Annotated in this window: 5 protein-coding genes and 1 pseudogene; 4 read left to right on the top strand and 2 right to left on the bottom strand. The window is 62.9% G+C overall.

The window, feature by feature from the left end; all coding sequences use genetic code 11:
* Window positions 1-369 (top strand): annotated as a pseudogene (locus VGL01_RS20730) (MgtC/SapB family protein); the annotation flags it as partial.
* A gap of 34 nt (window positions 370-403) precedes the next feature.
* Here VGL01_RS20730 and VGL01_RS20725 read toward each other — a convergent pair.
* Entirely contained in the window at window positions 404-1639 is a 1236-nt protein-coding gene (locus VGL01_RS20725; protein WP_331572674.1) for an MFS transporter, read from the bottom strand.
* A gap of 103 nt (window positions 1640-1742) precedes the next feature.
* On the opposite strand from VGL01_RS20725, the gene VGL01_RS20720 reads away from it, so the two are divergent.
* Window positions 1743-2720 carry a LysR family transcriptional regulator gene (locus VGL01_RS20720; RefSeq protein WP_414720314.1) on the top strand — a complete coding sequence of 326 codons (978 nt, stop codon included), beginning with the start codon at window positions 1743-1745 and terminating at the stop codon, window positions 2718-2720.
* 73 nt (window positions 2721-2793) lie between these two features.
* On the opposite strand, the gene VGL01_RS20715 is transcribed toward VGL01_RS20720, so the two are convergent.
* Window positions 2794-3048, bottom strand: coding sequence for a GlsB/YeaQ/YmgE family stress response membrane protein (locus VGL01_RS20715; RefSeq protein ID WP_173255638.1), 255 nt, complete (start codon window positions 3046-3048; stop codon window positions 2794-2796).
* A gap of 122 nt (window positions 3049-3170) precedes the next feature.
* Between VGL01_RS20715 and VGL01_RS20710 the strand changes: the two genes are divergently transcribed.
* The gene (locus VGL01_RS20710) at window positions 3171-4421 is read left to right on the top strand and encodes an MFS transporter (protein ID WP_331572672.1); all 1251 of its coding nucleotides are present in this window, start codon (window positions 3171-3173) and stop codon (window positions 4419-4421) included.
* Window positions 4422-4866: 445 nt separating this feature from the next.
* Entirely contained in the window at window positions 4867-6210 is a 1344-nt protein-coding gene (locus VGL01_RS20705) for an RNA polymerase sigma factor (RefSeq protein WP_331572668.1), read from the top strand.
* The last annotated feature ends 2 nt before the right edge of the window (window positions 6211-6212 follow it).

The raw sequence follows: 6212 nt of genomic DNA, 5'->3' as shown, positions 1-6212 counted from the left end.
TGGTCCGTCGCAGGCGTCGGCCTGGCGGTCGGTGGTGGGATGTACACTGCCGCTATCGGCGCCACCATCATCATCCTGGTCATTCTTGCCGGGGTGAAACCGCTCGAACGTCGTTTTATTTCGGTCAAGCAACAGCGCAGTATCCACATGCTGGTCGAGCGCGGCAGCGTGTCGCTCGATAGTGTTCACGAGGCCCTCGGTACGGGTAGCGTCCGGGTCAAGCAGTTCATCGTCCAGCAGTCCGAAGACGATCCCGAACTCGACGACGTGCAGATCGGACTGTCTCGCACCGCGGACAGCGACTTCGCCGCTATCTGTGCGCGACTGGCGGCAATGTCCGGCGTTCGCGAATGCCGAAACGCCGGATGACGGCCTTCTCGGGTCACCGATCACCTATTACCGCTCAGCGCGGCCACATCCGCACCGCGAGCGCGGCCATCGACGACACCACCGCAAGCGCGATCACGCCAGCCCAGCCCCATTGCGCCAGAGCCAAGCTACCGATGCCCGCCCCCGCCGCCATGCCGATGAACATTCCGACGAACAGCACCGCATTCAAACGGCTACGCGACGCAGGATCGATGCCGTAGACGATCGTCTGATGTGCGATCAACGTCGCCTGCACACCGAGATCGAAGCCGACCGTCGCGAGCGCAAGCACGACCAGGTGCGTATGAGGCGCCATCGTCAGACCGATTGCCATCGCCGCGAACGAAAGCGTCGCAATAGCAATACCGATGCGCGTGACTATCTCCGGCCCGCGGCGATCGGCCAAGCGCCCGGCAATGGGCGCGGCCAACGCGCCGGCCGCACCGGCAAGACCGAATGCGCCTGCCACCGAGCTGCCGAGGTGAAACGGCGCGCCGTGCAGCATGACAGCCAGCGTCGACCAAAACGCGCTGAAGCCCACTGAAAGCAGCCCTTGCGCGAATGCGGCGCGACGCAACGCGCGATGATGCCACCACAGATGTGCGAGCGAGCCGATCAAGGCGCGATACGACAGATGCGTCGTCGGCTTGAACGACGGCAGTCCCCGCCAAGCAGCCGCGCCGATCGCTGCGACGCTTGCCGCCGCAGCGAAGAACATTGCCCGCCAGCTGGCATGCTCGGCGACGAAACCGCTCACAACGCGCGACAGCAAAATGCCGAGCAACAATCCCGTCATCACCGTTCCGACCACCTTGCCGCGACTCGTGTCGGGCGCGAGCGTGGCTGCCGCAGGCACGATGTCCTGCACCATCGTCGCCGATAACCCGATCGCGAAACTGGCTGCCAGCAAGTATCCGATCGAAGGGGAAACCGCCGCGAGCAACAAAGCGCCGACGAGCGCAGTGGTCTTGACGAGAATCACGCGGCGCCGATCGAACCGGTCGCCGAGCGGCGCAAGCAGCAAGATGCCGAGCGCGTAGCCGAGCTGGGTCAGCATCGGCACCATTCCAACGACGCGTGTGGACGCGCCAAGATGAGTCTCCAGTATGCCGAGCATCGGCTGGCTGTAATAAAGCGTGGCAACGCCAAGGCCGGCGGCGGCCGCGAGCAGCAACACCAGGCGAGGACTGAGCGCAGCTGCCGAGGCTTGTGTCCGCGCGGTCTGCGGTAAAGCCGAGGACGCTGCATCGAGGGTCTGTGAAGTGGACATCGTCGGATCCTTATTCGGGTGTCGAATCAATGGACGCGAGTGTGACGTTCCTGCCATCGCCCTGGTAGTACCGCAGCATGCAGATTTGTTATACGCTGAGCGTATGACAACAAAATCTCGCCCTTTCGCCGCCCCAGGCGCCCGCTCGCGCACCCCGGAAGGTTTCACCGACAGTGCGAGCCAGCGTTTCGAGCTCATGGAAACGTTCGTGCGTATAGTCGAGGCCGGCAGCTTGTCGGCTGCCGCGGCGCAAATGCGAACGACACAGCCCACGATCAGCCGCCGCTTGCAGGCACTCGAACGGTCGCTCGGCGTGAGACTGCTGCAGCGCACGACGCACGCGATGAGGCTGACGGTCGATGGCGAACGGTGCTTCAAGCGCGCCAAGCAGTTGCTGGCGAGTTGGGCATCGTTCGAGGCCGACGTACGCGGGGCGCAGGAGGAGCCCGAGGGATTGCTGCGAGTGGCGGTGCCGCACGCATTCGGTCAACACAGATTGGTCGAACCGCTGGCAACGTATTTGAGCGATCACCCGCGCGTAGCGGTCGAGTGGTTGCTGCGCGACGATGTGCGGGATTTCATCGCCAACGGCATCGATTGCGCGATCCAGGTGGGCGAGCCCAGCGACCCCGCCGTGGTGGCGGTCCGGCTGTCGAATGTCTCGAGGATCGTGGCGGCTTCGCCGTCGTTGCTCGAATATGGCGCGGTGCCGGAAGAACCGGAACAACTGATGTCTCTACCGTGGCTCGCGTTGCGGACGTATTACCGAACCGAGTTGACGCTGACACATGCAGACACGGGCGAGAAGCGCCGCATCTCGATCAACCCGCGCATGAGCACGGACAACTTGTATGCGCTTCGCAGCGCGGCACTGCTCGGCATCGGTGCATGCGCGAGCTCGGCTTGGCTGCTTGCAGACGATCTCGCCGCGCAGCGCCTCGTCCACCTCGCGCCAAAGTGGCAGGCCGCGGCACTGCCCGTTTACATCATCTATCCGCACGCGCAGTTTTATCCATCCCGGTTGCTGCGGTTCGTCGCGCTGATGCGTGAGGCCGTCCCGCTTGCGATAGGCGGCCTGTAGCGGATTCAGGCAATCCGCGCACCGACGGCCACGACAATTGCGGCCGTCGGTCACGGGCCCGTCGAGGCCGAATCTACGCCCGACGGATCAGTTTCCAAAGGACGAGAAGCACCACCGCGCCGGCCGTCGCCGTTATGATCGATGCGATGAACCCGCCGCCAATGTGAATACCCAGCACCCCCGCGAGCCAGCCGCCCGCGAACGCGCCAATGATACCGACGACGATATCGCCCAGTAGCCCGAAGCCTCCGCCGCCCACGATCAAGCCTGCCAGCCAGCCTGCGATGGCGCCGATCACGAGCCAAACGATAATTCCATGTGCTGCCATTTACATTCTCCTTTTGTCGTCACGGTGGCACTCCCCGCTATGCCCTCGCTGTGTCGGGCGATGTAGGGTAGCGGCTTGAAACGAAGAAATCTGTCAAAAATTGTTAGAACCGCAGGAACCAGATGAAAGCAACCGACACCCCCGATACAGATCGGAACCGCGCCGGCACTCGCAATATCGCGTTGGCCGCGAGCCTCGCTTTGATCGCCTTCTCGCTTCGCACGCCGATTACGAGCGTGGGCCCGATCCTGCTGGAAGCGGTTCGCGCAACCGGGCTGACAACCACCGGTGCGAGTTTGCTGACTACCCTTCCCTCGCTCTGCTTCGGGTTGTTCGGGCCGATTGCGCCGATGCTGTCTCGTCGTATGGGCAGCGAACGGGCGTTGCTTCTCCTGCTGACGCTGCTTGCCGCGGGCACGGCATTGCGGGTCATACCGTCCTGGCAGCTTCTGTATCTCGGTCAGGTGGTGGCCTGTTTTTCGATTGGTTTGATGAACGTGCTGCTGCCCGGCGTCGTCAAGCGCGACTTTCCGCATCACGTCGCGCTCATGACCGGTCTCTACAGTGCCGCAATGTGCGCGGGCGCGGCGACCGCCGCGGCAGTCACGGCGCCAGCGGCAAACGCGATCGGGCAGCTATTCGGCAACACGAGCGGCAATGCGTGGGCATGGGCCTTGGCGATGTGGGCTCTGCCCGCTGTTTTCGCGATACTCATGTGGAGCACTCAACTCCCTCCGGCCGGCACGCGCATCGAACGGACTTCACGGGTCGTGCGCGGTTTATGGCGAGACCCCCTCGCCTGGCAGGTCACGCTGTTCATGGGCTCGCAATCGTCATTGGCGTACATCGTGTTCGGCTGGCTTCCGACCGTTTTGCGCATGCGAGGCATGAGTGCGGTCGATGCGGGGCTCATGCTTTCGCTCAGCGTGATGGCTCAGGCCGCGGCCTCTTTGCTGCTGCCATTTCTGATCGCGCGTCTCCCTGACCAGCGCTGGGTGAACGTCGGCGCGTTGTTGCTGACCGGGCTGAGCCTCGTGGGGTGTTTCTTCGCGCCGATCTCGACGATGTGGGGCTGGGCAGTGTTGCTCGGCATCGCTCAGGGTAGCGCCTTCACACTCGCCCTCACGGTCATCGGGTTGCGCTCGGGCGATTCGCATGTTGCCGCTCAGCTCTCGAGTATGGCGCAAGGCATCGGCTATCTGATCGCGTCGAGCGGCCCCTTCATCGCGGGTTCGCTCCTGCATGCAACCGGCTCGCTTTACAGTCTGGCATCCCTGTGCGCCGCCGTCTGCGCCGTGTCGGCGGGATTCGGTTATGCCGCGGGCCGGCGCGTGCATGTCCGAACCGGAGCATCGCCGAGCGGACAGTCTTGAGACCTCGGTCCGCCGAACCGCCGGGTCCGCGCGCGAACGCCTGAACGCCTGAACGCCTGAACGCGCGCGTTCGATATTGCATTCGCCGCAAGCTGTGTCATCGATTCGTCACATAGCGTCCACCCGGGCATCGGTACATTTTCCCCTTGTCTCAATATTTGACAGCGATAGAGGGAATCTTCCCGGTTTCAGGGTGGATGACGCAACAATACGGAAATCCCTACGGCGCCAATTCTTACTATTTCTCGCAAAGCGCCGTATCGTTTAACGACGCTGCCCCGATGGCTCCCGGCCTGACCGAACCCATCGGCGAAACGCCAAAGGGGCATTGCGGTCACCGTCCGCGTATTCGATTCAGTCAACCGCATATCAAACAATCCACTGACCTACATCTTTTGAGTTGTTGAGTACCCTGAACCATTGCATCGCAAAACGAGAACGAGTCATGATGAGTTGTACTGACGAGCCCCACCTGTTCTGGTTCAGTCCGCGCGCACACGCCGCGCCCGCCAACATTCAAGCGCACGGAGCCGTTGCGCTTTCGTCGCCGTGCGAGCTCGACAACACCGAGCCTGCCGTTGTCTTCCTGGACTGCCGCGAAGCGGATGCGGCAAACGAATTGGCGAAGATGCGGGCCGAAACCGGCCCGAAACCCTATCTCATTCCCGTCGTGCGCCAACTTACGGCGGAGCGTGTCGTTTCGCTCGTCGTGCACGGCGCCAACGATGCGGTCACGGAGCGGGACATCGAACAGCCCGAAGGCATCATTCGGGACGCGAAAGGGCATGCAGGCTTGATTGGCCTCGCACTCGGCACGCAGGCCGGGCTCGCTCAAATACAGGCTCATGCGAATGCCATGGGTTCGCCCGTCTTCATGAAGGACGCCGATGGCATCTACATCGGCTGCAACGATCGATTCGAGAATTTTCTCGGCTTCGGACGCGAGGCCATCCAGGGCAAGACTGTGTATGACGTCGCGCCGTCGGAGCTTGCACTGACCTACCATCGTGCCGATCTGGACCTCGTGTCCTCGGGTGGGCTCCAAAGCTATGCCACCGGCGTGCGGCACGCCAGCGGCAAGATTTGCATGGTCCGCTTTTTCAAAAGTGCGATTCGCGACAGCGCTGGCCGCATCGCCGGTATCGTCGGCGCCATGCACGATATTGCCGATGTGCGCGGCCTGCGCGATACGCATGCCGAGTTTCAATCGGTCGCCCGCGAAATCAACGCCGAACTCGGCGGCGCACACGGGGCCGCGCCGGCGGTCGACCCCGACGCGCCCGTCGTCGAGCGCATCGCGCAACGCAACGCGGCTGCGCTCGCGCAGCTTTACAGGACTTATCACCGCCGTTTGACGCGTTTTCTCAATCGCATGAGCTGGAACGAGCAGTTGATCGAAGAGGTGATCAATGACACGTTCATGGTTGTCTGGAACAAGGCCGCGCAATTCCGCTACGACTGTGCAGCGTCGACCTGGATCATGAGCATCGCGTACCGTTGCGCGCTGAGCGCTTTGCGCCGCGAGCGTCACACGCGGCTGCTCGTACCGCTCGACGATTCGTACGCACTCATGCACTACTGGCACGACTACGAATCGAGCGATCTCATTTCCAAAGCACTCAATCTGCTGCCGGACGAACAGCGCCTGGTCATGTCGCTCGCCTACGTGCTCGGCCACTCCATGACGGAAATCGCCGACATCATCGATAGGCCGCCAGCCACCGTCAAGGCAATCCTGCACCGCGCCCGAAACAGTTTGCGGCGTGCGATGTCCACCCTCGGTCACTAACC

The sequence above is a fragment of the Trinickia sp. genome (assembly GCF_036503415.1).
GTDB lineage: Bacteria > Pseudomonadota > Gammaproteobacteria > Burkholderiales > Burkholderiaceae > Trinickia.
This window is presented reverse-complemented; position numbering and strand designations above follow the sequence as displayed.

Bases quoted from the DNA above. Each gene is read 5' to 3' on its own strand.
- VGL01_RS20725 (WP_331572674.1), bottom strand. From the start codon at position 1,639: ATGTCCACTTCACAGACCCTCGATGCAGCGTCCTCGGCTTTACCGCAG.
- VGL01_RS20720 (WP_414720314.1), top strand. From the start codon at position 1,743: ATGACAACAAAATCTCGCCCTTTCGCCGCCCCAGGCGCCCGCTCGCGC.
- VGL01_RS20715 (WP_173255638.1), bottom strand. From the start codon at position 3,048: ATGGCAGCACATGGAATTATCGTTTGGCTCGTGATCGGCGCCATCGCA.
- VGL01_RS20710 (WP_331572672.1), top strand. From the start codon at position 3,171: ATGAAAGCAACCGACACCCCCGATACAGATCGGAACCGCGCCGGCACT.
- VGL01_RS20705 (WP_331572668.1), top strand. From the start codon at position 4,867: ATGATGAGTTGTACTGACGAGCCCCACCTGTTCTGGTTCAGTCCGCGC.